Raw genomic sequence first — 25,300 nt, 5'->3', positions numbered from 1 at the left:
GGTGCCCAACGAACTCGCCAGCCGGCTGGAGCCCATCGTGGCCGAGGCCGTCACGGCCGCGGGTTTCGATCTCGACGCGCTCGACGTCCAACCGGCCGGGCGGCGCAAGCTGGTCAAGGTCGTCGTCGACAGCGACGACGGAGTCGGCCTCGACGAGGTCGCCGAGGTCAGCCGGGTCCTGTCCGGGGTGCTCGACGAGCACGAACACCTCATCGCGGGCGCCTACACGCTCGAGGTCACCTCGCCGGGCGTGGACCGCCCGTTGACCGCACCGCGGCACTGGCGGAGAGCGAAGTTCCGCCTGGTGCGCGTGACCCCGACCGAGGGCGCGGAATTCACCGGCAGAGTCGGCGACGCGGGCGAGACCGCGGCGCGCATGCTGGTCGGCGGCACGATCCGCGACGTGCACTACTCCGCCGTGGCCAAGGCCGTCCTCGAAGTGGAGTTCAAGCAACCGCCCGCCGACGAGCTCAAGCTCCTGGAACAGGATGCGGAGAACTCGACGGACGCGGGCAAGGACAACAGCGAGGGTGCCACCGGGACGCCCTCGGCAACACCGAAGGAGGAGCCGAGGTGAACGTCGACATCGCCGCGCTGCGGGCCATCGAGGCCGACAAGGACATCCCGTTCGAGGCGGTGCTCGAAGCCATCGAGTCGGCGCTGCTCACGGCCTACAAGCACACCGAGGGCCACCAGCCGCGGGCACGCATCGACATCGACCGCAAGACCGGGTACGTGCGCGTGCTCGCGCACACGCTCGACGAGAACGGCGAGATCGCCGAGGAATGGGACGACACGCCGGAGGGGTTCGGCCGCATCGCCGCGACCACGGCCCGGCAGGTCATCCTCCAGCGCCTGCGCGACGCCGAGCACGAGAAGACCTACGGCGAGTTCTCCGCCAAGGAGGGCGAGATCGTCGCCGGGGTGATCCAGCGGGACGCCCGCGCCAACGCGCGCGGCATGGTCGTCGTCGACATCGGCGGCGACACCGAGGGCGTGCTGCCGCTGGCCGAACAGGTGCCGGGGGAGAACTACGAACACGGCGCCCGGATCAAGGCCTACGTGGTCGGCGTGGCCCGCAGCGCCCGCGGACCGCAGATCACGCTGTCGCGCACCCACCCGAACCTGGTGCGCAAACTGTTCGCGCTCGAGGTGCCCGAGATCGCCGACGGCACCGTGGAGATCTCCGCGGTCGCCCGCGAGGCTGGCCACCGGTCGAAGATCGCGGTGCGCTCGACCGTGCAGGGTGTCAACGCCAAGGGCGCGTGCATCGGACCCGTGGGCGGTCGTGTGCGCAATGTCATGAGCGAGCTCGGCGGCGAGAAGATCGACATCATCGACTTCTCCGACGACCCGGCCCGGTTCGTCGGCAACGCGCTCTCGCCCGCGAAGGCCGTGTCGGTGACGGTGGTGGACGAGCGCGCGAAGACCGCGCGGGTCGTGGTCCCGGACTTCCAGTTGTCCCTGGCCATCGGCAAGGAAGGGCAGAACGCCCGCCTCGCGGCCCGGCTCACGGGGTGGCGGATCGACATCCGCAGCGACGCCGCGCCGGACGCCGGACCGCAGCAGGAGGCCTCCCCGGACGCCGGTCCGGAGGACGCGCCTCACACAGCGGTAACCGGTTCGGCTGAGTGAGAGGTCAAGAGCTAAACTGGAGCCCGGTGCAACGCCCGACGTCGATGACCGGCCCGGTTCGTACGTGCGTCGGTTGCCGTCGACGGGCGTTGAACGACGAGCTGGTGAGGTTGGTCGTGGCACACGGGGAGCTGGTCGTCGACGAACGGCGACGGCTCCCCGGGCGCGGTGCCTGGTTGCATCGCGATCCGGCGTGCCTGGTCAAAGCCGAGCGGAAGCGGGCATTCCCGCGCGCACTGCGCGTGCCCGGTCCGCTCGACACGTCCGCTGTGCGGGCGGCCCTGGAACGGCTCGCCACCGAAGAATGAGCCCGGGACGTCCCCGGGCTCTGGCCGGAAACAAGGAAGCAGGTCGACCCGTCATGAGTCAGCCGTGAAGCTGAAGCCATGAACGCGCGACGATAGGACGAGGTCAGCGGGTGCTTTGCCTGTCTGGCCTCAGTTGAGGAGAGCAGTGGCAGGCAAGGCCCGCGTGCACGAGCTCGCGAAAGAGCTCGGTGTCACGAGCAAGGAAGTACTCGCCAAGCTCAAGGAGCAGGGCGAGTTCGTGAAGTCCGCGTCGTCCACCGTGGAGGCACCGGTCGCCCGGCGCCTCCGGGACGCGTACGGACCCACGAAGGACGAGAAGGCCGGGGGCGGCAAGTCCGCGCCGACGCCGGGTGGCGGTGCGAAGAGCGCCCCGTCGGCCGGTGCGCAGCAGGCGCCGTCGACGCCGGCCGAGGCGCCGGCCCGGCCCGCGCAGGAGAGCTCGCAGTCGGCCCCGAAGCCGGCGGCTCCCAAGCCCGGTCCGAAGCCGGGACCGAAGCCCGGTCCCAAGCCCGCGCAGCCGGCCGAGCAGGCTCCGGCCGCGAAGGCCCCCGCGGCGCAGCCCGAGGCGCCGAAGCAGGACCAGTCCGGCGGTGCCGTGGTTCCGCCGAAGCCGCAGGGTCCCAAGCCCGGTCCGAAGCCGGGACCGAAGCAGCCGCGCGTCGGCAACAACCCGTTCGGCGTGGGATCCGGTTCGCCGGCCCCGCGTCCGTCCGCGCCGCGTCCCGGTGGCGGTCAGCAGGGTGGCCAGCGCTCCGGTGGTCCCGGACAGGGTGGCCAGGGCGGCCAGACCGGTCAGCAGGGCGGTGGCCAGCAGGGTCAGCGTTCCGGCGGATCCGGGCAGGGTGGCCAGGGCGGCGGTAACCGCCCGAGCCCCGGCAACATGCCGCCGCGCCCGAACCCGGGCATGATGCCGTCGCGGCCCGCCAAGCAGAGCGGACCCGGCGGTCGTGGTGGACCCGGTGGTGGCCGTGGCGGACCCGGCGGCGGTCGGGGCGGACCCGGTGGCGGCCGCGGTGGACCCGGCGGCGGTCGGGGCGGACCTGGCGGCGCTCCCGCCGGCGGTGGTGGCGGCGGCTTCCGCGGTGGACCCGGTGGCGGCGGCTTCCGTGGCCGCGGCGGTGGCGGCCGTGGTGGCACGGCCGGTGCCTTCGGCCGTCCCGGTGGCCCCTCGCGCAAGGGCCGCAAGTCGAAGCGGCAGAAGCGCCAGGAGTACATGGAGAACATGCAGGCGCCGTCCGTCGGTGGCGTGCGTCTGCCGAAGGGCAGCGGCGAGACGATCCGCCTGCCGCGCGGTGCGTCGCTGACCGACTTCGCCGAGAAGATCGACGCCAACCCGGCTTCGCTGGTGCAGGTGCTGTTCCACCTCGGCGAGATGGTCACCGCGACCCAGTCGGTCTCCGACGACGTGCTGGAGCTCCTCGGCGGCGAGATGAACTACAACGTTCAGGTCGTCAGCCCGGAGGAGGAGGACCGCGAGCTGCTCGAGGCCTTCGACATCCACTACGGCGAGGACGCGGGCACCGACGAGGACCTGCAGGTGCGGCCTCCGGTCGTGACCGTCATGGGTCACGTCGACCACGGTAAGACGCGACTGCTGGACACCATCCGGAAGACGCGGGTGGCCGAGGGCGAGGCCGGTGGCATCACCCAGCACATCGGTGCCTACCAGGTGAAGGCCGAGCTCGAGGGCGACGAGCGCACCGTCACGTTCATCGACACCCCGGGTCACGAGGCGTTCACCGCCATGCGTGCCCGTGGTGCACAGGCGACGGACATCGCGGTCATCGTGGTCGCGGCCGACGACGGCGTGATGCCGCAGACGATCGAGGCGATCAACCACGCGCAGGCTGCCAAGGCCCCGATCGTGGTCGCGGTCAACAAGATCGACAAGGAAGGCGCCAACCCGCAGAAGATCCGCCAGCAGCTCACCGAGTACGGCCTGGTGGCCGAGGAGTACGGCGGCGACACGATGTTCGTCGACATCTCCGCGCGGGAGAACGTCAACATCGACGGGTTGCTCGAGGCGATCCTGCTGACCGCCGACGCGGCGCTGGACCTGCGGGCCAACCCGGACATGGAGGCGCAGGGCGTCGCCATCGAGGCCCACCTCGACCGCGGCCGCGGCCCCGTGGCGACCGTGCTCGTGCAGCGCGGCACGCTGCGGGTCGGCGACTCGGTGGTGGCCGGGGACGCCTACGGCCGCGTGCGGCGCATGGTCGACGAGTACAACCGTGACGTCACCGAGGCCGACCCGTCGCGCCCGGTGCAGGTCATCGGCTTCACGTCGGTCCCGCGTGCGGGTGACACGTTCCTGGTCGTGGACGAGGACCGGGTGGCACGGCAGATCGCCGAACGCCGCCAGGCCCGTATCCGTAACGCCGAGAACGCGGCCAAGCGCAAGCGCGTCAGCCTGGAGGACCTGGACTCCGCACTGAAGGAGACCAACACCCTCAACCTGATCATCAAGGGCGACAACTCGGGTACCGTCGAGGCTCTCGAGAACTCGCTCATGCAGATCGAGGTGGGCGACGAGGTCGAGCTGTCGATCGTGCACCGCGGTGTCGGTGGCGTGACCGAGAGCGACATCGACCTGGCGACGGCCTCCGACGCGGTCGTGATCGGGTTCAACGTGCGAGCACAGGGCAAGGCGACCGAGCGGGCCAGCCGCGAGGGCGTCGACGTCCGGTACTACACGGTGATCTACCAGGCGATCGACGAGATCGAGCAGGCCCTCAAGGGCATGCTCAAGCCGGAGTACGAAGAGGTCGAGCTCGGCAAGGCCGAGGTCCGCGAGGTCTTCAAGTCCTCGAAGTTCGGCACGATCGCCGGTTGCCTCGTCACCTCGGGCATCATCCGCCGCAACGCCAAGGCGCGGCTGCTGCGGGACGGTGTCGTCGTCGGCGAGGAACTGCCCGTGGCGTCGCTGCGGCGGTTCAAGGACGACGCGACCGAGGTGCGCGACGGCTACGAGTGCGGTTTGACGCTCGGCAAGTTCTCCGACATCAAGGTCGGCGACGTCGTCGAGACGTACGAGCAGCGCGAGAAGCCGCGCGAGTGAGTTCGGGCCTGCGGGCGGGGGAGCGGTGAGCCGTTCCCCCGCCCGCGGCACCGGCGGCCCTTGTCGACCCGGCGATGCGGGGTAACGGTGTTCGTGGGTTCACTGGAGCTGGACGTGCTCCTGGGTGACGTCCGGTCTCTCAAACAGAAGCGTTCGGTGGTGCGGCCACTCGTGGCCGAGCTGCGGAAACGCTTCGACGTGGCGGTCGCCGAGGCCGGTCAGCTGGAGCTGTACCGGAGGGCGACCGTCGGCATCGCAACGGTCGCCGCCGACGGCGCGCACGTGCGGGACGTCCTGGACGCGTGCGAACGGTTCGTGGCGGAGCGGCCGGAGATGGAGCTGCTGTCGGCCCGCCGTCGGGTACACGGTGGCGAGGACGACTGAGTCGTACAGGCAGGAATGAGGGGATTCGGGGTGGCTGACAACGCTCGGGCACGCAGGCTGGCGAAGCGGATCGCGCAGATCGTCGCGTCCGCCCTCGAGCACGAGGTGAAGGACCCTCGGCTGGGCAACGTCACGATCACCGACGCCCGCATCACCGGCGACCTGCGCGACGCCACGGTGTACTACACGGTGCTCGGCGAGACCCTCGACGCGGCACCGGACTTCGCGGGTGCCGCCGCCGCGCTGGAATCCGCCCGCGGCGTGCTCCGCACGAAGGTGGGCCAGGGCACCGGCGTGCGGTACACGCCGACGCTGACGTTCGTGGCCGACAACATCCCGTCCGAGGCGCGCAACATCGACGAACTGCTCGCCAAGGCACGGGAGGCTGACGCGGAGGTCGCCCGCCAGGCCACCGCGGCCCAGCCCGCGGGCGAGGCCGATCCCTACAAGCCCGCCAAGGACGCCGACGAGGAGTGACGCCGGCCGCACGGATCGGCGGCGGTGTTCAGGTCGCGACGAGCTCGATCCGGCAGCTGTCCAGCGCCACCCGAGCCAGTCGCCGGTCGGCGGTGACGAGCGTGAGGCCACGGGTCTCGGCGAGCGCCACGTACGCGGCGTCGTAACCGCTGATGTTCGCGCGCAGCTGCCACATACGCGGCACGAGGTCGGCAATCCGAACAGTGTCGATCGCGATGCGTCGCAGGCGTTCGATCGTGCGCACCGCCGTGTCGTCACTGATCTTGCCGCCCAGGGTGAGGTCGCGGACAACCGAGAACACCTCGGCCATCCAATGGTCGGGCGCGGCCCACTCCACGTCACGTGCCAGTGCGGCCCGAGCCTTGCGGCCGCGGTCGTCGTTGTAGACCAGGGCGTTCGCGAGTGCCGAAGCATCGACGACGATCACGCGACGCCGCCGGCCCTCGTGTCGTCGTCGCGCCGTTCGCGTGCGCGCTCGAGGACGTCCGCGGCGTCGGGCGCCTGTGCGCCCGCACCGTCGGCGAGATCCCGCTCGATCTCGTCGAGCAGCTCGCGGTTCCGGCTGAAGTGGGTCGACAAGGCTCGCGCGGCGCTACCGGTTCGCGAGGGCGTCGGTGAGCCGCTCGGCCCACGGGTCGGAGGTCTCCACGAACGCGGCGGGGGTGCCGATCGGCGCCGGGACCGTGCGGGTCGTGCCGCCCGCGTAGACGTGTCCGGTCAGCAGGTGCCGCCACCGGCCCGGTGGAAGGGTGACCTCCACGTCGTCGGCGCCCTCGGTGAGCACGGGTGCGACGAGGATCGACGGCCCGAAGAAGAACTGTGTGTCCACCCCGGCCGCGGCCGTGTCCGGTGCCTGGAGCCAGCCGTGCCGGATCGCGGGGACGCCGGTCTCGGTGGCGTGGTCGACCACCTCGCGCCGGTAGTCGGCCAGCGCCGCGTAGATCCGCGTCGCCTCGGCGAACCGGTTCCGTGCGACCTCGTCGTAGACCTGGGTGTTGTCCGCCGGCCGGTTCCCCTCGTGGGTGCGCATGAGGACGCCGAACGCCGACAGCTCGGCCCACCGGGCGAGCAGTTCCGGTGAGCGCACGTAATCCTTCACCACCGCGTCGATCGACGTGTAGCCGCCGACGTCGGAATGCACCAGCGGCCACCCGGACACGCCCGCCGAGAACGTGCCGCGCAGCACCGACCCCAGTCCGTCCTCGGCACTGAACGACGTGAGCTGGTCGCCGTTCCAGAACATCGGCGCGTCGGCGTCCATCCCGAGTGAACCCGAGCGGAACCAGGTGACGCAGTCGGGCTGCTCCGCCCGCTCGCAGGCCTCCCGCACGGTGCCGGCCCACAGCGCCGGCCAGCGGTTGTGTGCCGTCATCGGATCGCCGTCGGTGAGCTGTGCGTCCAGTGGCAGCCCCTCGCCGAAATCGGCCATGAGACCCCGGACTCCGTCGGTGAGTACCTCGTCGGCGATGACGTCGGCGTACCAGTCCCGCGCGGCATCGTCGGTCAGGTCCACGAGGTAGGCGTCGAAATCGCCCTGGTCGAGGGTGTACGGGCGGCCGGACTCCGTGGTCACCAGGTATCCGCGCGCCCGCGCCTCGGCCAGCAGGTTCCGCGCCGGTGCGGGCTGCTTTCCCGCGGGGTCGACCAGGAACGGATTGACGTACGTCGTCACCGCGATGTCCGAGTCGGCGAGGTCGGCGACCAGCCGGCGCCACTGCGGGTACCGCTCCTCGTCGCGCTGCCAGGTCCACCACAGACGCTGCCCGAACGACGTGGTGCGCCGGCCGGTCCAGTCCTGCAGCCAGACCCCGCTGATCCGCGCACCGGCCGACCGCAACGACTCCACCGACCGCCGCACCGAATCCGTGCCGCCCTGGAGCCCGACGATCGCCCCGTTCCCGGTCCAGTGGGCGAGCGGCGGACGGTCCACACCGGACTGCTGGCGGGCGACGAGCTCGAGGGGTGTGTCGGCGGTGACCAGTTCGGCGCGCAGGTGGGTGGCCTGGACCTCCAGTCCGACCCGGCCCTCGGTGCGGGTGTCGGCGACGGCGAGGGCGTGCGACTCGGGCAGTGCGGGGTCCAACCGGACGCCCCGCAGGTCCGCGGTCACCCACGACGCCCACGCCGCGTAGGTCATGTCCTCGGTGCCGCCCGCTCCGTTGTTCGTGACGTCGGCCAGGATGCTCACCGGTTGTTCGCCCCTGCCGACGCCCTGCTCACGGACGACGACGGGGACGAGACGTCCGTCGAGATCCATGTCGGTGAACTGCTCGCCGAAGCCGTGGACCGCGCTACTGCCGGTCCGGCTGCTCCAGAACCCGAGCGACGTGGCCTGCCCCGCCTCGCCGGCCGAGCCTGCCTCGTCCGCGTTGTCCGCATCGTCGAGCCGGGCGTCCACCGTGGCTCCGCGGTCGGTGGCGGAGAACTCGGCCCGCCAGGAAGGTCCGCGGCCGCCGTCGGCGTCCCGCAGGTGGCCGCGGAGGACGACCCCGCGGTCGGTGGCGGTCATCCGGTCGACGGTCTGGGTCGTCCACTCGCGGTCGTGGTCGCTGCGGAGCCAGAAGTAGCCGCGGTCCTCCTCGGCGGTGAGCTCGCCGCGGCCCGCGCCGAGGAACGCGTGGCCAGGGTCGCTGCTCCACACGGCTGCGTGGCCGCTCCGGACGGTGATGCGCGGCCCCGTGTCGTCGCCGGTGTTGGGCTCGGTGTCGCTGTCGGTGTCGCTGTCGTCGGTGTCGTCGTCGTTGTCGCTGTCGTTGTCGCTGTTGTCGGTGTCGCTGTCGTCCGGGTTGTCGCTGCCCCGGTCGATCGTGACGGTGAGCCCTCGGGCGCTGGCCGCGGCAGGCACGCGCGGATCGATGTGCAGACTGCCCGCTTCGAGCATCGCCAGGTCGTCACGCGGGATGCGCGCCCACGTGATCAGGCACGCGGCGACCAGGACCGTGGTCACGCCGAGCACCGCGGCGATCCGGATCCGGCGCCGTCGCCGGGTGCGAGGTGCGGCCACGTGTGCATCGTCGCAGAACCGCGGGTTCCGCGGGTGCGGAATGCGCCGGGTGACGGTCCGGGGCGGGGGAGAGGGGTGGCGGTCAGGCGTCCTTCGTGGCGATGAGGACGTCGCGCACGATGGCCTGGTCGACCCGGTGGGCCAGGCCGTCGTAGGCTCCGCCGGACCGCACGGTCAGACCGGCGCCGGTGAGGATGTCGACGAGTTCGTCACGGGGCACGACGTGGGTGTTCCACGACAGGCCGAGCGCCCCGCCGCGGCGCAGCGTCCGCGTCCACACGGGAACGGCCGCGGCCAGCAAGTCCCGCGGACTCCGCACCGGATTGGCGTTCTGCCGGTGGCTGCCGTGCTGCACGCCGTAGGGTGCGTCGGTGACGATCACGTCGACGCTGTTTCTGCGCACCACCTCGTCGGTCTCGAGCGTGTCGCACCGCAGGTAGCTAATCGACCGGGTGTCGCCGGCCTTGTACTCCTCCTTGGTGGGTGCGTAGGTCACGTCGAGTCGGCTCCCGAGGCGGACCTTGTTGCGTCGCAACGGGGTCGCCTCCGCGGTGTGCTTGACGCGCTTGGTGCGCAGGTACGTCTTGACGAACTGTTGGTAGGCCTCGAAATCACGTTCGTCGACGTCCACGCCCGTCGCGTCGAAGCCGTACATCATGGCCAGGTTCAGCGTCGTTCCCCTGCCGCACAACGGATCCAGGACGTGCAGGCCCGCCTCCGTCAGCGCCTGCGGCCGGGTCGTCGACAGCACGGTGAGGTTCAGCAGCAGCGCGGTGAACAGTTCGTTGGTCTTGCCCGTGTACTTCTGGATCGTCAGCAGATCCGAGTCGAAGCGACCCCACCGCTGGAGCGGAACCGGCCGCAACAACTCGCCCGACCGTTCGAAGAGGACATACGCCGAGGAGAGCCGCGACAGCCGTGCCACGTCCTCGTCGGTCAGCGGTGCGTCCGTGGTGAACGTGACGTACTCGGCGCCGCCGATCTCCGTCTCGGCGACGGCGGTGGGGGCGACCGACAGCACGGTGTCGCCGAACACCGCCAGCTCGGCCTGCAACAGGCGCCGCGAGGTCTCGGTGTAGACACGGTTGGCCGACGGCAGGATGAGAATCGCGTACTCGGGCATCGGCGTAAGAGTAGGCGAACCCGCCTCGGTCGCGGCGTCGGCGTCCGCCTCCTGCGCGTCAGGCTCCTGAACCGGTGGGCCTCAGTCGGAGGGCGGCCCGTAGACGGTCCGGTAGGGCAGGAATCGCTGGAAGCCGATCGGCTCGAGACCGGCCGTCCGCTCCACCAGCCGCGGGACGTCGTCGTCGGCCTGGAGGCGCTCGGCCACCACGCGCTCGTGGTCCTCGACGGTGGCGAACTCCGCCCAGTTGAGCATGCGACTTCCGTCGACGGCGATGTGGAAGTGGTTGCCGGCCATGCCCGCGGGTCCCTGTTCGCCGGTGGTCACGGGATGCCGGCTGAGCAGCTCGTCGACGAACCGTTCACCGGTCGCCGCGGAGTCGGTCCGGAACGACACCAGCACCACGGCGCCCGGTTCGAACGGCCGCTCGGGCAACGCCTCGCGGTACAGCCGATATCCGACGGCCTCGAGACGCTCGATGCCCGCGACCGCCTCGTCGAGTGTGTCGTCGAGTGTGTCGTCGAGTGTGTCGTTGTGTGCGGCGCGGGCGGTGCGGCGGAAGTCGTCGAGCGCGGCCTCGTCGGTCCACTGCGCATAGTGGACCAGGGTGCGGCCGTCGGTTCCCAGCAGCACGGTGTGGGCGAGCAGACCGGTGGGCCACGGGCGGCGGCGCCAGTCGTCCACGGCGGCGGCCGCCGCGGCGTGCTGGGTGTCCGGGTCGGCGGCCCGCCAGGTGGCGACCAGCACGTGGGTGTCCTTTCGCGACACCGGAGGCAGCGGGCCCGTGAGGTCGTCGACGTGGGCCCGCACCCAGTCGCGGTACGCGTGGGCGGGTCTGCCGGTGACGCGGGCGACGGTGTCGGTGCACGTCCCGTTCTGATCACTGCCGCCGAGGTCGGCCACCAGTGCGGCGATCGCCGAGTCCGGGGCGTGCGCTCCCAGCAGCGACCGGGCCCATTCCTCGGCGGGCCGCTCCCGCCACGGGATGTTCCTGCCGGTGATCTCGCCGATGATCCCCAGTTGCCGGGCCGGGGTGATCGGCTCGGGGCCGGTGAGTGCGTAGCGCATGCCGTCGTGTCCGGACTCGGTGAGCGCGCGGACGGCCACGGCGGCGATGTCGCGCTCGTCCACCGGAGCGGTGGGCGTCTCGGGCCGGACCACCGCGACGGTGTCGCGGGCACGGATCGCCGCCGCCCACTCCAGACTGTTGGCCGCGAAGCCGTAGGGGCGCAGGAACGTCCACGACACGCCCACCTCGCGGATCGCCTCCTCGACGGCTGCGTGCGCGTGGGCGATGGCCCCGGTCTGTTCGCCTGCGGGCACGTCGTCGCGCACCGCGCTGGAGGACAGCAGCACCACGTGGGCGGCGTGCTCGCCGATGATCCGCACGGTCCGGATGAGGGCCTCGAGCTCGAAGTCCGGGATCATGAGGAACACGGCCGAGACCCCGTCGAGGTGCGGGCGGAGTCCCTCACCGTCGAGCTGGCTGCCCTCCACCACGTCGACCGTGGCCGGCAGCTGCGCCCTCGCCGGGTCCCTGGTCAGCGCGCGCACCTCGACGCCCGCGTCCAGCAGTCCGGTCACCACGTGGCGGCCCACCCGCCCCGTCGCACCTGTCACCAGCACCGTCACCGGTACACCTCCGTTCGGTTCGTCATGGGCCGCGACGCTAGGCGGGGTGTGACGACCGCGGCATCTGTCGGACGACCGGGTTGTCGGCCGGTCCCCTTAGGCTGCGGTGCGTGGTCGAGGTGAGGGAGGAACGCGTCCCGGCGCGGAAGGTCTTCGGGCTCGCCGTTCCGGCGCTCGGGGTGCTCGCGGCCGAACCGTTGTACGTGCTCGTCGACACGGCGGTCGTCGGCCATCTCGGCGCGTTGCCGCTCGCCGCGCTCGCGCTGGGCGGAACGCTGCTCGCGCTGGTGTCCACGCAGTTGACGTTCCTGTCCTACGGCACGACCTCGCGCACCGCCCGCCTGCACGGGGCCGGCCGCAGGGCCGAGGCCGTCGAGGAGGGTGTCCAGGCGACGTGGCTGGCACTGGCCGTCGGGGTCGTGATCGTGGTGGCGGGGCAGCTGCTCGCGCGTCCCGTCGCGAGCATGATGTCCGGCGACGAGCAGATCACCGACGCCACGGTGTCCTGGTTGCGGATCGCGCTGTGCGGCACCCCGATGATCCTCGTGACCATGGCGGGCAACGGCTGGATGCGCGGCGTGCAGGACGCGGTCCGCCCACTGCGGTACGTCCTGGCGGGCAACGGCCTGTCGGCGGTGCTGTGCCCGATCCTCGTCTACCCGGCCGGGCTGGGGCTCGAAGGCTCGGCCGTGGCCAACGTTGTCGCCCAGACGGTCTCCGGCGGGTTCTTCCTCGCGGCGCTGGTGCGCGAGCGTGCGCGGCTGCGGCCCCGGCCCTCGGTCATGTGGGCGCAGTTGATCCTCGGCCGCGACCTCGTGCTGCGCAGCCTCGGGTTCCAGGCCTGCTTCCTGTCGGCCACGGCCGTGGCCGCGCGCACCTCGACCGAGGCGGTGGGAGCGCACCAGGTCGTGTGGCAGCTGTGGACGTTCCTGTCGCTCGTGCTCGACTCGATCGCCATCGCCGCACAGTCGCTCATCGGCGCGGCACTCGGCGGCGGATCGCGCAGGCGCGCCCACGGCATCGCGGGTCAGATTACCCGGTACGGTCTCGTCCTGGGCTGCGGTCTGGGGGTGGCGTTCGCGGCCGTGTCGCAGGTCCTGCCGCTGGCGTTCACCAGCGACGCGGGCGTGCTCGGGCAGATCCCGCACGCGTGGTGGTTCTTCGTCGCGCTGCAGCCGGTGGCGGGTGTGGTGTTCGCGCTCGACGGGGTACTGCTCGGTGCGGGCGATGCGGCCTACCTGCGCAACGCCACTCTCGGCAGCGCACTGCTCGGATTCCTGCCGCTGATCTGGGCCTCCCTGGGCTTCGGCTGGGGGCTGGCCGGCATCTGGACGGGGCTGACCGTGTTCATGCTGCTGCGGCTCGGGTTCGTCGTGGCCCGCTGGCGCGGCGGCCGATGGGCCGTCACCGGCGCCGTGCGCGCGTGAGGGCCGGTGGCCGGGCGCCGTGGCTGGGGCTGGCGCCGTGGCCGGGGCTGGCGCTGTGGTCGTGGCTGTCACTGGGGCTGTGACCGGGGCTGTGGGGAACTCCACCGGCACCGCGGGTATCCGGCCGGGGAGCCGATGGACTAGAACGAACGGGGACGGTCGCAGGCGCCTGTCCGGACGTGATCACGAGAAGGAGGACAGGTGCAGGCCAGCCGACCGGGCAAGGCCCCGGCGAACGCACCACTGAACGCCTCGGCGCCGGCCCGGGCGTGGGTGGTGTGGGGTGCGGGAGCGTTCGTCTACCTGCTCGCCGTGTTCCACCGCGCCTCGTTCGGGGTCGCGGGCCTGAGCGCGGCCGAACGGTTCGGGGTGGGGGCGGCCGCCCTCGGCACGTTCACGGTGCTGCAGGTCGCGGTGTACGCCGCGATGCAGATCCCGACCGGGATGCTGGTCGACCGGTTCGGCTCGCGGTCGGTGCTCATCGGCGCGGTGCTGATGCTCGGGTCCGGCCAGGTGCTGCTCGCGCTGGTCGACAGCTACGCGCTCGGCCTGATCGCCCGCGCGATCCTCGGCGTCGGGGACGCGCTCGCGTTCGTCTCGGTGCTGCGTCTGGCGGCGAACCACTTCCCGGGGCGGCAGTACGTCCTGGTCACCGCGTTCACCGGATCGTTGGGTTTCCTCGGCAACCTCGGGGCGACGCTGCCACTGGCCCTGTTGCTCGACGGAGTGGGCTGGACCCCCGCGTTCTTCGGCGTCGGGATCGCGACCCTCGGCTACCTCGTCGTGGTGCTGGCCGCCGTGCGCGACACCTCCGAGCAGCGCACGGCGCGTTCGGCCGCGCAGCCGCTCGCCGAGGTCGCCGGCGAGCTGCGCGGCGCATGGCGGGTGCCCGCGACGCGGCTGGGCTTCTGGACGCACTTCTCCATGCCCTTCAGCCTCAACGTGATGACGCTGTTGTGGGGCGTGCCCTACATGGTGGAACAGCTCGGTTACGCGGACACGACCGCCAGCTCGCTGCTCATGGTGTTCGTCCTCGGAGCCATGATCTCCAGTCCGCTCGCGGGCGGCTACTTCAGCCGCCGACCGGACCTGCGGATGCCCATCGTGCTCGGGTACGGCCTCCTGCTGACCTGCACCTGGGCGGCCCTGCTCTCCTGGCCCGGTCAGGTTCCGATCGCAATGCTCGTGCCCGCGTTCGTCGTGATGTCGCTCGGTGCACCCGTGTCCACCGTCGGGTTCGCCCTCGTCCGCGACTACAACCCGTTGCCGCGCGTGGGCACCGCCACGGGGGCGGTCAACGTCGGCGGGTTCTGCGCCACGACGACGGCGTCGCTGCTCGTGGGTGTCCTGGTCGAGCTGACCGGCGACTACCGGATCGCCCTGCTGGCGGTCATCGCGGTGCTGCTGTTCGGGATCTGGCGGGTGCTGGTGTGGTTCCGCAGGGCGCGGGCGGCGGTGCTGGCCGCGCAGGACCGCGGCGAGGACGTGCCGGTGCGCATCCGGCGCAAGGCGTGGGACCTCGCGTCGGCGCCCGGCGCAGTGCTTCGTTAAGGTCGTCGGCCGTGTCCACACCGACCCCGGTCCCGCCCGGCCTGCTGATCGTCGACAAGCCCGCGGGTATGACGTCCCACGACGTCGTCGCGAAGGCCCGCCGGTTCCTCGGCACCCGCAAGGTCGGGCACGCCGGAACGCTCGATCCGATGGCCACCGGCGTGCTGGTGCTCGGGGTCGAACGCGCCACCAAGCTGCTCGGACACCTCGCCCTCGACCGCAAGACCTACCTGGCCACGATCACGCTCGGCGCGTCGACCACGACCGACGACGCCGAGGGCGACCTGCTCGAGGAGGCCGACGCGGGCGGGGTCACCGACGGGGCGATCGCGGGCGGCATCGCGGCGCTCACCGGTGAGCTGCAGCAGGTGCCCAGCGCGGTCAGCGCGGTGAAGGTCGACGGCAAACGTGCCTACGCGCGGGTGCGCGAGGGAGAGCAGGTCGACCTGCCGGCCCGCCCCGTGACCGTCCACCGGTTCGACCTCCTCGCCACGCGGCGCGAGGGTGAGCGCGTCGCGCTCGACGTGATGGTCGACTGTTCGTCCGGCACCTACGTGCGGGCGCTGGCCCGCGACCTGGGTGCCGGTCTCGGCGTGGGCGGTCACCTCACGCAGCTGCGCAGGACCACGGTCGGGCCCTTCACGTTGGCGGCGGCACGCACGCTGGACGCGGTCGAGGCCGACCCCGGCCTGTCGCTGACCCTCGCCGACGCGGTGGCCGCCGCGTTCCCGCGCCGGGACGTCGACGCCGCCGCCGCGCGCGCCGTACGGCACGGGCAGCGGCTGCCCGCGGGCGGGATCGCCGGCACCTACGGCGTCTTCGACCCCGAGGGTGCGGTGCTGGCGCTCGCCGAGGACCGGGGGCCGGTCGCCAAGCCGCTCGTCGTGCTCGCGCCCGCCTGAGCGGCCCGCGGCGGACGGTCGTTACGCTGCTGCACTGTGCAGCGTTGGCGCGGTTTGGCAGATCTGCCCGGTGGCTGGGGACGATGCGTCGTCACCATCGGGGTCTTCGACGGGGTGCACCGGGGACACCAGGTGCTGATCGAACGGACGGTGGCGACGGCCGCCGAACTGGGTGTGCCGTCGGTGGTGTTGACCTTCGACCCGCATCCGTCCGAAGTGCTGCGACCCGGCTCGCATCCCGCCCAGCTCACGACCCTGCGGCGGAAGGCCGACCTGGTCGAACAGCTCGGTGCGGACGTGTTCTGCGTGCTGCCGTTCACCCCGGAACTGTCCCGGTTGGACCCGGAGGAGTTCGTCCACGAGGTGCTGGTGGACAAGCTGCACGCCGCCGCCGTGATCGTCGGCGAGAACTTCACGTTCGGCAGGAAGGCCGCGGGCGACGTCGAGACGCTCAGGACGCTCGGCAAGCGGTTCGGCTTCACGGCGCAGGGCGCGACGCTCCAGGGCACCGCGTTGCCCGGCGGTTCGCAGGCCAGCGCGGAGATCACCTTCTCGTCGACGTACGTGCGCTCCTGCATCGACGCCGGTGACGTGCGCGCCGCGGCCGACGCGCTCGGCAGGCCGCACCGCCTGGAGGGCATCGTCGTCCGCGGTGACGGGCGCGGGCACGACCTGGGCTATCCGACGGCCAACCTGTCGACCCCGCGGTTCGCGGCGATCCCCGCCGACGGCGTCTACGCGTGCTGGTTCGAGCGCGCCGGCGGCACGCGGCTGGCCGCAGCCGTGTCGGTCGGCACCAACCCCACGTTCTCCGGCAGGGAACGCACCGTCGAGGCGTTCGTGCTCGACGTGGACGAGGACTTCTACGGTCAGCAGGTCGCGCTGGACTTCGTGGAACGGCTGCGGGGGCAGATCCGGTTCGACGGCCCGCAGGGGCTGATCGACCAGATGGCCGACGACGTGACCAGGACCAGGGAGCTGCTCGGACCCGCCTGAGCGGCTCCGCGCCCCGCGTGCGCGCGTCCGATGAGTCCGATGACACTCGCCCGGCGGGGTGCAAAAGTGAACGGCTGGTCCGTTCCGTCCGTGTTGCCGGACGCGACCTGGCAGGATGCCCGCAGGGACCGTCCGACACGCACACGCGGGCGGTCGGGACCATCGAGGGGAGCAGGGACTGACGTGGAAGACCACAAGATCGTCCAGCGCAACATCGCGTTGCAGCGTGAGTGGTACGGGGAACCGCTCGGCGACCGGGTGCGCAGGCTCGTCGTGGCCTTCGACGTGTCGCAGGCCTATCTGGCCGAGGTGCTGGGGATCAGTGCACCGATGTTGAGCCAGGTCATGAGCGGGCGCCGGGCGAAGATCGGCAATCCCGTCGTGCTGGCCAGGCTGATCATGCTGGAACGGAAGGTGCTGCGGCCCGACGTCGCGGGCGGCAGCAAGGAGGCGATCCAGGCGGCACTCGAGGACGTCAAGGCCGCACGCCCCACGGTCAGCAGGGACAACGTGCCGCTGGCCGCGGGCCCGGACGACCAGGACGTGCTGACGGCGCTGCGCGAGATCGCCGAGGGGGAGCAGCTGCTCGAGGCGGCCGAACGCCTCGACCCCGACTTCCCCGCGATCGCCGACCTGCTGCGCCGCGCGGGCAAGGACCCGCGGTGACCATGCGGGACGACGGCACGGGTGGCGCCGACGGCACGGACGACACGGACGGCGTGAGGGACTCGGGGAGGATCGCCGTTCGGTGAGACTATTCAGTGCCTTCCCGGTACCCGACGCCGCGGCCGACGCGTTGCGCGAACACCTCGCACGCGCCGAGCCGTCTCCGGCCACAGCGGGGTCGGCGGGCACAGCGGGGTCAGACACAGCGGGGTCAGACACAGCGGGGGCGGGCAGGCTCCGCTGGACCGCGAGGGACGGCTGGCACGTCACGCTCGGTTTCTACGGCGAGGACGATCCGCGGCGGCGTGGCGACTGGCTCGCCCGCCGGCTCGACGGGCTCACCGCGCCGGTGCTGCGGATCGCCGGCGCGGGCACGTTCCCCGGCGTGCTGTGGGCGGGCATCGACACGCGCGGCGACGCGCTCGCCGAGGTCGCCGCGGCCGCGCGCAGCGACGACGAACGCCGCCCGTTCCGCGCACACGTCACGCTGGCCAGAGGAGGACCGCCCGCCGCGCTGGCCGCATGGGCAGAGGCGCTGGCCGGTCACCGGGGCCCGGAATGGGAGGCCGACGCCGTCGTCCTGCTGCGCAGTGACTCCCCAGCGGACTCCCCAGCGGACTCCCCAGCGGACCAGCGCACTGGCCACCGAACCGACCACCGAACGGGCCGGGCGGACGCCCGTGCGGACCGGGTCGACCGGCACCCGAGCGGGCATGTGGGCGGGCGCCCGATCCGCGGTCCGGTGTACACGCCCGTCGACCGGTTCGACCTCGGGCATGCGCTGCGTTGACCGCGGTCGCTGATAGGCTGAACAGCTGAGTCCGGCTGCGGTCCGTGGCGGCCGGTACTGACACTGACAACACGGCACTGAACACAAGGAGTGACGAGTGGCTCTGTCCACCGACGAGAAGAAGGCGATCCTGTCCGAGTACGGCTTGCACGAGTCGGACACGGGTTCGCCCGAGGCGCAGGTGGCCCTGCTGACCAAGCGGATCACCGGGCTCACCGAGCACCTCAAGACCCACAAGCACGACCACCACTCGCGTCGTGGTCTGCTGCTGCTGGTCGGCCGTCGCCGCCGGCTGCTCAACTACGTGATGAAGGTGGACATCGCGCGCTACCGTTCGCTGATCCAGCGACTCGGCCTGCGCCGATGACATCATGACGAAGGGGAGTGGCCCAGCGGGTCGCTCCCCTTCGGTCCACCGGTCCCGCCCCGGCAGGGCCGGACAACACCACAGAGAAGATTCCGCAGTGACACGCGCCGCGTGCGGGGACGCCGCAGCCGGTCCTCGGTAGTGGCTCTCGGGAGTTTCCCGAGGGCTTCGATCGATGGCCGGCCTCGTACCCCGGACGTGCCCCGAAGGGCGGGGATGTGCGTGTTCCATGCGGTGGTACGAGGAGTTAAGACTTTTATGACTGATGCAGACGGCATCACCGTGCACGAAACGGAAGCCGTGCTGGACAACGGTCGGTTCGGCACGCGCACGGTGCGCTTCGAGACGGGCAGGCTGGCCAAGCAGGCCGCCGGTTCCGTCGTGGCGTACCTCGACGACGAGACGATGCTGCTCTCGGCCACGACGGCCTCGAAGCAGCCCAAGGAGCACTTCGACTTCTTCCCCCTCACGGTGGACGTCGAGGAGCGCATGTACGCCGCGGGCCGCATCCCCGGCGCGTTCTTCCGCAGGGAGGGCCGTCCGTCCACGGACGCGATCCTGACCTGCCGCCTCATCGACCGCCCGCTGCGCCCGTCGTTCGCCGACGGTCTGCGCAACGAGATCCAGGTCGTCATCACGGTGCAGAGCCTCAACCCGGACGACCCGTACGACGTGCTGGCGATCAACGCCGCGTCGGCCTCGACCCAGATCGGCGGACTGCCGTTCTCCGGGCCCATCGGCGGCGTGCGCGTCGCGCTGATCGAGGACCAGTGGGTCGCGTTCCCGACCTGGTCGCAGCTGGAGAAGGCGACGTTCAACATGGTCGTCGCCGGCCGCGTCGTCGGTGACGGTGCCGGTGACGTCGCGATCATGATGGTCGAGGCCGAGGGCACCGAGAACACCCTGGACCTGGTCGCCGAGGGTGCGACCGCGCCGACCGAGACCACGGTGGCGCAGGGCCTCGACGCGGCCAAGCCGTTCATCCGCGCGCTGTGCGAGGCGCAGCAGCGGCTGGCGGAGGTCGCGGCGAAGCCGACCGGGGAGTACCCGCTGTTCCCGGCCTACCAGCAGGACGCCTACGACGCCGTCGCCGCGATCGCGACCGACGAGCTCACCAAGGCGCTCGCCATCGGCGGCAAGCAGGACCGCGACAACGCCACCGACGAGGTCAAGGCCGCCGTCCTGGAGAAGGTCGGCATCGGTGAGGGCGAGGCCTTCGAGGGCCGCGAGAAGGAGATCGGCGCCGCGTTCAAGGCGCTGACCAAGCAGCTCGTGCGCCAGCGCATCCTGCGCGACAAGGTGCGCATCGACGGCCGCGGCATCACCGACATCCGCCAGCTGGCCGCCGAGGTCGCCGTGATCCCGCGGGCCCACGGTTCGGCGCTGTTCGAGCGCGGCGAGACCCAGATCCTGGGTGTCACCACGCTGAACATGCTCCGCATGGAGCAGCAGCTGGACACGCTGTCGCCGGAGACGTCGAAGCGCTACCTGCACCACTACAACTTCCCGCCGTTCTCCACCGGTGAGACCGGCCGCGTCGGCACGCCGAAGCGGCGCGAGATCGGCCACGGCATGCTCGCCGAGCGGGCGCTGGTTCCGGTGCTGCCCAAGCGGGACGAGTTCCCGTACGCCATCCGCCAGGTCTCGGAGGCGCTGGGCTCCAACGGTTCGACGTCGATGGGCTCGGTCTGCGCGTCCACGATGAGCCTGTACAACGCCGGTGTGCCGCTGAAGGCGCCGGTGGCGGGTATCGCGATGGGCCTCGTGTCCGACGAGGTCGACGGCGAGACCCGCTACGTGGCGCTGACCGACATCCTGGGCGCCGAGGACGCGTTCGGCGACATGGACTTCAAGGTCGCCGGCACCAAGGACGTCATCACGGCGCTGCAGCTGGACACCAAGCTCGACGGCATCCCGTCCGACGTCCTGGCCGCCGCGCTGAACCAGGCCAGGGACGCCCGGCTGACGATCATGGACGTGATGTCCGAGGCGATCGACGAGCCGGACGAGATGAGCCCCTACGCGCCGCGGGTCACGAGCGTGAAGATCCCGGTCGACAAGATCGGCGAGGTCATCGGCCCGAAGGGCAAGATGATCAACACGATCACCGAGGAGACCGGCGCGGACATCTCGATCGAGGACGACGGCACGATCTACGTCGGTGCCGCCGACGGCCCGTCCGCCGAGTCGGCCATCGACAAGATCAACGCCATCGCCAACCCGCAGCTGCCGAAGGTGGGCGAGCGCTTCCTCGGCACGGTCGTCAAGACCGCGGCGTTCGGCGCGTTCGTCTCGCTCCTGCCCGGCAAGGACGGCCTCGTCCACATCTCGAAGCTGGGTAACGGCAAGCGCATCGGCAAGGTCGAGGACGTCGTCAACGTCGGCGACAAGCTGCGCGTCGAGATCCAGGACATCGACAACCGCGGCAAGATCAGCCTCGGCGTCGTGAACGAGGACGACGAGAGCGGCGAGAAGGCCGAGGGCACCGAAGAGGCCGGGACGGCCGCAGCCGAGTAACGGCAGCGACCGACACCCCAGCACACGACAGCGACCCGTCGGCGGCATCCGTGCCGCGGCGGGTCGCTGTCGGGTTGTCCGCCCCTCGGCCGCCCGGCCGCACAGCGCCGTTCGAGGCGGGGTGCGGGTGCGGCGGGCAGGCAGCGGTGAAGCGCCCTCACCCCGAATTGGGCGCAGTGTGACACCCGCGCGAGAAGCAAGGTCGATGGCACGGCAGATCTCCGGCTACGAACAGCCCGCAGGCACCACCCGCACTCTGGAGTCCACATCGGACGGCGGCCGGGTGAAACGGACCGTCCTGCCCGGCGGATTGCGGGTGGTCACCGAACAGATCCCCGGTGTCCGGTCCGCGACGGTTGGCCTGTGGGTCGGGGTCGGCTCACGTGACGAACAGCCCGCCGTCGCCGGCGCCGCGCACTACCTCGAACACCTGCTGTTCAAGGGTACGGCGCGGCGCGACGCGACCGACATCGCCGAGGAGGTCGACGCGGTGGGCGGGGAGCTCAACGCGTTCACCGCCAAGGAACACACCTGCTACTACGCCCAGGTCATCGACGAGGACCTGCCGGTGGCGATCGATCTCGTGGCCGACGTGGTGTTCGCGGCGCGTTGCGCCGACGCCGACGTCGAGACCGAACGCAGCGTGGTGCTCGAGGAGATCGCCATGCGCGACGACGACCCCGAGGACCTGCTGCACGAGACCTTCGTCGAGACGATCCTCGACGGGCACCCGCTCGGCAGGCCGGTGCTGGGTAGCCAGGAGTCGATCCGGGGTATGACGCCGCGCGCGCTCCGCGGGTTCTACCGCCGCCGCTACGTGCCGGAGCGCATGGTGCTGTCGGTGGCCGGCAACGTCACCCACGGCGCGGTGCTGCGGCTCGTCCGGCGGGCGCTGGGCGATCGGCTCGGCGGGGACGCCGCCCCCGTACCCGCCCGCAGCGGACGGGCGCGGTTGCGCCGCACCCGCACCCTCGCGTTGCGCAGCGACGACACCGAGCAGGCTCATCTGATGGTCGGCATGCCCGCGTTCGGCAGGCACGACGAACGGCGCTACGCGCTCGCGGTGCTGAACGCCGCGCTGGGCGGCGGCATGAGCTCGCGACTGTTCCAGCAGGTGCGCGAACAACGCGGTCTGGCGTACCAGGTGTACTCGTCGGTGGCCACGTACGCCGACACCGGGCATCTGTCCGTCTACGCCGGATGTCAGCCGGACCGGCTCGGCGAGGTGACGGGCGTGGTGCGGGCCGTGCTGGACGAGGTCGCCGCCGAGGGGCTCTCCGAGGCCGAGGTCGCCAGGGCGAAGGGTCAGCTGCGTGGTGCGCTCGTGCTCGGCATGGAGGACACGGCCTCGCGGATGAGCAGGCTCGGCAAGAACGAACTCAACTACGGCAGGCATCTGAGCGTCGAGGACAACCTGGCGCGCATCGACGCCGTCACCGGCGACGAGGTGGCCGCACTCGCGCGCACCCTGCTGCGCAGGCAGGCAGGTCCGACGACCGCCGTGGTGGTCGGGCCGTACGCTCACGACGAAGACCTTCCCGACGAACTGCACGAGGTGATCGCATGACCGCCAGTCCCATCCGCGTCGGCGTGCTCGGCCACACGGGCCGCATGGGCGCCGAGACCGTACGCGCGGTCGAGGGGGCGCCGGACATGGATCTCGTGGCGACCGTCGGGTCGGGCGACTCGCTCGAGGCCCTGGTGGAGGCGAAGGCCGAGGTGGTCGTCGACTTCACGCGGCCGGACGCCGTGATGGGCAACCTGGAGTTCGCGCTGTCCCACGGCATGCACGCGGTGGTCGGCACGACCGGGTTCACGCAGGAACGCCTCGAGCAGGTGCAGGGCTGGCTCGCCGAGCGGCCCGACCTCGGCGTGCTCATCGCGCCCAACTTCGCGCTGGGGGCGGTGCTCGCGATGCGGTTCGCGCAGCAGGCCGCGCGGTTCTACGACTCTGCGGAGGTCGTCGAACTGCACCACAACCGCAAGGCCGACGCCCCGTCGGGCACCGCGGCGCACACCGCACGGATGATCGCGAGCGCCCGCTCGGAGGCGGGCGTCGAACCGGGCCCGGACGCGACCGTGTCCGAGGTGGACGGCGCCCGCGGCGCCGACCTCGACGGCGTGCGGGTGCACTCGGTGCGCCTGCCCGGTCTCGTGGCGCACGAGGAGATCATGTTCGGCGCCGCGGGGGAGACCCTGACGATCCGCCACGACTCGATGGACCGGACGTCGTTCATGCCCGGCGTGTTGCTCGGCGTGCGGGAGACCCGGACCCGGCCCGGCCTCACCGTGGGCCTGGAGAAGGTGCTCGACCTGTGAAGGCGCGCAACGTCGCGATCGTCCTGACCGCCGCCGTCGCGCTGTACCTGGTGTTGCTGGCCGGGCGGGCGATCGCGCTGCTGAGGACCGGCGAACTCGTGCCCGTGCTGCTGGGCGCCGGTGTGCTGGTGCTGCCGCTGCTGGGTGCGTGGATGTTGTGGACGACGTGGCGGTCGGGCAACCAGATCCAGCGGCTCGCCCGCAGGCTCGAGGCCGAGGGCGGTCTGCCCGACGTCTCGGATCTGCCGCGCCGCCCGTCCGGCCGCGTCGACCGGCAGGCCGCGGACGCCTGGTTCGAGGAGCGTCGCGGCGAGCTGGAACAGCAGCCGGACGACTGGCGGCGCTGGTACCGACTGGCCTACGCCTACGACATCGCCGGCGACCGGCGCAGGGCCAGGGCCACGATGCGCAAGGCCGTGGAGCTCGAGGCCTCCGCCGAGACCTGAGGGGTGGCGCCGAGACCTGGTGCCTGCGCGGACGCGACGGTGACCGCGCGGCCGGTCCGACTCAGAGGCTGACGCCGAACCAGCCCGCGCAGACCGCGGGGGAGGCGGCGAGGATGCTGAAACGGACGAACCGGCCGGCCAGGCCCGCGCCGACGAACAGCGACGGCCGCATGTTGACGAAACCCGCGAGGACGACGGTGGCCATGTAGGGCGGCAGGCCCGCCACCGAGCTGACGCCGTAGGTCGTGGCCATCCAGTGCGGATGGCGGTGGCAGCGTTCGCGGAGCGCCTCGAGCCAGCCGCGGACGCGTTTGGTGCGCCGTTGCCAGCGTTCGCGGCGCGGCGTGAGCGGGCGTTCGCGGCGGGGCCGGTGGATGCGGTCGTGCAGCACCCGCGGCAGGTGGATCGAACCGCGTGCCGCGAGATAGTAGGGCAGTTTGCCGACGAGCTGGCCCACGGCCACGACCGCGCCCATCAGGATCCAGGGGATCGTCTCGCTCTCGCTCGTCATGACGGTGATGAGGAAGAGCTCGATGCTGACCACCGGAAGCAGGGCCGAGCCCACGGCGACGCCGAAGGCGACGCACAGCCAGGTCAGCACGGGTGGGCTCCGGGGGTCGGGGACGTGTCGGGCGGGGTGCTCGGCAGCATGACAGTGGCGGCGTGGTGGTCCTGTGAACGCCGGTCACCGCGTGCGGCCGCAGCTTCGAGGATGCCAGACGCCAGCGCCGCCGTGGCGCGGTTCACCACCTTGAATCCCTGGTCGTGGCGGGTTTCGGACGTTCGGGTCGCCTCCGGTCAACCGGGAAGGAACCGGATGTTCACCCCGTTTCGGGGTCGGCGGTGTCTGCGGTGTCCGTGTCGTCGGTGTCGTCGGTGACGGTGTCGGCGGTGACGGTGCCGACGCTCGTGGACTAGTCGTCGGCGTCGGTGAAGCGGACGTCGAGTCCGCCGGTGAGGCGGAGTTCGCGGACGGTGCGTTCGCCCGTGTCGAGCGTACGCACGGTGCCGTCGGGGTTCCACCCGACGCTGCGGAAGAACGACAGCGACGCCGAATCCGACTGGGCGGTCCAGGTGATGCCGCGGGTGTGACCGTCGGCCCGCAGGGCGGTGGCCGCGGTGCCGAAGAGTCTGCCGCCGTGGCCGCGTCTGCCCCATCGCGGTTCGACGAGCACGGTGGAGACGAGAGCGACGGTGTCGGCGTCGGCGGGCAGGCTGTCGTCGGCGGCAGCCACGTCGTCGCGTGGCGCCGGTCCCGCGGCGCAGAACCCGACGACCGTGGCGCCCTCGAGTGCCACGAGGACCGTCGAGCCGGGATGGGTGACGGCGGTGGCCCATTCGGCGGCGAGCGCCTCCTCGTCCAGTGCGTCGACGGTGGCCCGGCCGAGTGCCTCGGCGTAGGCGGCGCGCCACGTGCGGACCTGGATGGCCGCGATCGTGGAGGCGTCGTCGGCAGTGGCGATGCGCACCGTGGCGTCCGTCATGGGCGTCGACCCTAGTGGCCGGTCGCGTTCGCCGAGTGAGCGGCCGTGCTGGGCGGTGCCCCGGCTGTTTCCGCCGAGACGCCGAGACGCCGTGCCGGCGGCGTCCCGGGCGGGCGTGCCGGGTGGACGGGCCGGATGGGCGGGTGTACTGCCGACGTCGGGACATGCGGCGCCGCCTAGACTCGTCGCCGATGAGCGCTCCCCACTTCGAGGC

Annotated in this window: 24 protein-coding genes; 17 read left to right on the top strand and 7 right to left on the bottom strand. The window is 71.7% G+C overall.

Annotation, left to right across the window (positions count from 1 at the left end):
- The first annotated feature begins 1 nt into the window (after position 1).
- The 6 genes from rimP to rbfA all read left to right on the top strand — a co-directional run bounded on the left by rimP (position 2) and on the right by rbfA (position 5,862).
- Positions 2 to 577, top strand: a complete 576-nt coding sequence (gene rimP, locus IF64_RS0104075) for a ribosome maturation factor RimP (RefSeq protein WP_048807944.1) — start codon at positions 2 to 4, stop codon at positions 575 to 577.
- On the top strand, positions 574 to 1,635 hold the full coding sequence (gene nusA, locus IF64_RS0104070) for a transcription termination factor NusA (RefSeq protein ID WP_030530633.1): 1,062 nt from the start codon (positions 574 to 576) through the stop codon (positions 1,633 to 1,635). The genes rimP and nusA overlap by 4 nt, the downstream gene beginning before the upstream one ends.
- A gap of 44 nt (positions 1,636 to 1,679) precedes the next feature.
- The gene (locus tag IF64_RS0104065; protein WP_051757458.1) at positions 1,680 to 1,943 is read left to right on the top strand and encodes a YlxR family protein; all 264 of its coding nucleotides are present in this window, start codon (positions 1,680 to 1,682) and stop codon (positions 1,941 to 1,943) included.
- Positions 1,944 to 2,088: 145 nt separating this feature from the next.
- Positions 2,089 to 5,001 carry a translation initiation factor IF-2 gene (gene infB, locus IF64_RS0104060; protein ID WP_030530631.1) on the top strand — a complete coding sequence of 971 codons (2,913 nt, stop codon included), beginning with the start codon at positions 2,089 to 2,091 and terminating at the stop codon, positions 4,999 to 5,001.
- An 87-nt stretch (positions 5,002 to 5,088) separates the two neighbouring features.
- A complete protein-coding gene (locus tag IF64_RS0104055) occupies positions 5,089 to 5,385 on the top strand; it encodes a DUF503 domain-containing protein (RefSeq protein WP_030530630.1) in 297 nt (98 codons plus the stop codon).
- A 30-nt stretch (positions 5,386 to 5,415) separates the two neighbouring features.
- On the top strand, positions 5,416 to 5,862 hold the full coding sequence (gene rbfA / locus IF64_RS0104050; RefSeq protein ID WP_030530629.1) for a 30S ribosome-binding factor RbfA: 447 nt from the start codon (positions 5,416 to 5,418) through the stop codon (positions 5,860 to 5,862).
- Positions 5,863 to 5,890: 28 nt separating this feature from the next.
- Here rbfA and IF64_RS0104045 read toward each other — a convergent pair whose 3' ends face one another.
- From IF64_RS0104045 to IF64_RS25885, 5 genes are all read right to left on the bottom strand, one after another.
- Complete coding sequence (locus tag IF64_RS0104045; protein ID WP_030530628.1) at positions 5,891 to 6,289, bottom strand: type II toxin-antitoxin system VapC family toxin; 399 nt, start codon at positions 6,287 to 6,289, stop codon at positions 5,891 to 5,893.
- Positions 6,286 to 6,441: a hypothetical protein gene (locus IF64_RS27005; protein WP_157575500.1), complete on the bottom strand. Its 156-nt coding sequence runs from the start codon at positions 6,439 to 6,441 to the stop codon at positions 6,286 to 6,288. The genes IF64_RS0104045 and IF64_RS27005 overlap by 4 nt, the downstream gene beginning before the upstream one ends.
- 13 nt (positions 6,442 to 6,454) lie before the next feature.
- A complete protein-coding gene (locus tag IF64_RS0104035; RefSeq protein WP_051757457.1) occupies positions 6,455 to 8,866 on the bottom strand; it encodes an alpha-glucosidase in 2,412 nt (803 codons plus the stop codon).
- Between the two features lie 82 nt (positions 8,867 to 8,948).
- On the bottom strand, positions 8,949 to 9,989 hold the full coding sequence (locus IF64_RS0104030; protein WP_030530626.1) for a TRM11 family SAM-dependent methyltransferase: 1,041 nt from the start codon (positions 9,987 to 9,989) through the stop codon (positions 8,949 to 8,951).
- An 81-nt stretch (positions 9,990 to 10,070) separates the two neighbouring features.
- Positions 10,071 to 11,621 carry an SDR family oxidoreductase gene (locus IF64_RS25885; protein WP_051757456.1) on the bottom strand — a complete coding sequence of 517 codons (1,551 nt, stop codon included), beginning with the start codon at positions 11,619 to 11,621 and terminating at the stop codon, positions 10,071 to 10,073.
- 110 nt (positions 11,622 to 11,731) lie between these two features.
- Between IF64_RS25885 and IF64_RS0104020 the strand changes: the two genes are divergently transcribed.
- From IF64_RS0104020 to IF64_RS0103965, 11 genes are all read left to right on the top strand, one after another.
- Positions 11,732 to 13,048, top strand: a complete 1,317-nt coding sequence (locus IF64_RS0104020) for an MATE family efflux transporter (protein WP_030530624.1) — start codon at positions 11,732 to 11,734, stop codon at positions 13,046 to 13,048.
- Between the two features lie 201 nt (positions 13,049 to 13,249).
- On the top strand, positions 13,250 to 14,599 hold the full coding sequence (locus IF64_RS0104015) for an MFS transporter (protein WP_084705629.1): 1,350 nt from the start codon (positions 13,250 to 13,252) through the stop codon (positions 14,597 to 14,599).
- Between the two features lie 11 nt (positions 14,600 to 14,610).
- Positions 14,611 to 15,501: a tRNA pseudouridine(55) synthase TruB gene (gene truB, locus IF64_RS0104010; protein WP_030530622.1), complete on the top strand. Its 891-nt coding sequence runs from the start codon at positions 14,611 to 14,613 to the stop codon at positions 15,499 to 15,501.
- Between the two features lie 36 nt (positions 15,502 to 15,537).
- Positions 15,538 to 16,497: a bifunctional riboflavin kinase/FAD synthetase gene (locus IF64_RS0104005; protein ID WP_030530621.1), complete on the top strand. Its 960-nt coding sequence runs from the start codon at positions 15,538 to 15,540 to the stop codon at positions 16,495 to 16,497.
- A gap of 183 nt (positions 16,498 to 16,680) precedes the next feature.
- Positions 16,681 to 17,163, top strand: coding sequence for a helix-turn-helix domain-containing protein (locus IF64_RS0104000; RefSeq protein ID WP_030530620.1), 483 nt, complete (start codon positions 16,681 to 16,683; stop codon positions 17,161 to 17,163).
- Between the two features lie 82 nt (positions 17,164 to 17,245).
- Entirely contained in the window at positions 17,246 to 17,953 is a 708-nt protein-coding gene (locus IF64_RS25155; RefSeq protein ID WP_051757454.1) for a 2'-5' RNA ligase family protein, read from the top strand.
- A 97-nt stretch (positions 17,954 to 18,050) separates the two neighbouring features.
- A complete protein-coding gene (gene rpsO, locus IF64_RS0103985) occupies positions 18,051 to 18,320 on the top strand; it encodes a 30S ribosomal protein S15 (RefSeq protein WP_030530618.1) in 270 nt (89 codons plus the stop codon).
- A 258-nt stretch (positions 18,321 to 18,578) separates the two neighbouring features.
- Positions 18,579 to 20,837, top strand: a complete 2,259-nt coding sequence (locus tag IF64_RS0103980) for a polyribonucleotide nucleotidyltransferase (protein ID WP_030530617.1) — start codon at positions 18,579 to 18,581, stop codon at positions 20,835 to 20,837.
- Positions 20,838 to 21,042: 205 nt separating this feature from the next.
- Positions 21,043 to 22,404: a M16 family metallopeptidase gene (locus tag IF64_RS0103975; protein WP_030530616.1), complete on the top strand. Its 1,362-nt coding sequence runs from the start codon at positions 21,043 to 21,045 to the stop codon at positions 22,402 to 22,404.
- Positions 22,401 to 23,156, top strand: a complete 756-nt coding sequence (dapB, locus tag IF64_RS0103970; RefSeq protein WP_030530615.1) for a 4-hydroxy-tetrahydrodipicolinate reductase — start codon at positions 22,401 to 22,403, stop codon at positions 23,154 to 23,156. Before IF64_RS0103975 ends, dapB begins: the two co-directional genes overlap by 4 nt.
- On the top strand, positions 23,153 to 23,602 hold the full coding sequence (locus tag IF64_RS0103965) for a hypothetical protein (protein WP_030530614.1): 450 nt from the start codon (positions 23,153 to 23,155) through the stop codon (positions 23,600 to 23,602). The genes dapB and IF64_RS0103965 overlap by 4 nt, the downstream gene beginning before the upstream one ends.
- Positions 23,603 to 23,663: 61 nt before the next feature.
- On the opposite strand, the gene IF64_RS0103960 is transcribed toward IF64_RS0103965, so the two are convergent.
- Both IF64_RS0103960 and IF64_RS0103955 read right to left on the bottom strand, forming a co-directional pair.
- A complete protein-coding gene (locus IF64_RS0103960) occupies positions 23,664 to 24,203 on the bottom strand; it encodes a hypothetical protein (RefSeq protein ID WP_030530613.1) in 540 nt (179 codons plus the stop codon).
- Between the two features lie 313 nt (positions 24,204 to 24,516).
- Entirely contained in the window at positions 24,517 to 25,086 is a 570-nt protein-coding gene (locus tag IF64_RS0103955) for a GNAT family N-acetyltransferase (RefSeq protein ID WP_030530612.1), read from the bottom strand.
- Between the last annotated feature and the right edge of the window lie 214 nt (positions 25,087 to 25,300).

Origin of the sequence: Prauserella rugosa, from assembly GCF_000719975.1 — a bacterium.
In the GTDB taxonomy this organism is placed as follows: Bacteria; Actinomycetota; Actinomycetes; order Mycobacteriales; family Pseudonocardiaceae; genus Prauserella; species Prauserella rugosa.
Note: the sequence above shows the minus strand (reverse complement) of the source record. Positions and strands in the feature narration are given on the sequence as shown.